This is a genomic window from Adonisia turfae CCMR0081 (genome assembly GCF_011009555.1).
Taxonomy (GTDB): Bacteria; Cyanobacteriota; Cyanobacteriia; order Phormidesmidales; family Phormidesmidaceae; genus Leptothoe; species Leptothoe turfae.
The window spans coordinates 128282-128484 of record NZ_QXHD01000004.1 but is presented as its reverse complement, the minus strand read 5'-3'; the positions used below and the strand labels follow the sequence as shown (position 1 = coordinate 128484).

Annotated in this window: 1 pseudogene; it reads right to left on the bottom strand. The window is 59.1% G+C overall.

Annotated features, from left to right (window positions below):
• Window positions 1-203, bottom strand: a pseudogene (locus DXZ20_RS04800) (photosystem II D2 protein (photosystem q(a) protein)); the annotation flags it as partial.

Sequence of the window (203 nt, the reverse complement as noted above, 5' to 3'; positions counted from 1 at the left end):
TTTCTTCTGCCTGAGTGGGTTCGAAGGCGCGGAAGGTGTTGGCCCCTTCGCCATCTTCAAAGAGGGTGTTTTCAACGGTGGCCCCGTGAATGGCACAGAGGAGTGCGCCCCCGAGGACGCCGGCAACGCCCATCATGTGGAAGGGGTTGAGGGTCCAGTTGTGGAAGCCTTGCAAGAAGAGCAAGAAGCGGAAGATAGCGGCT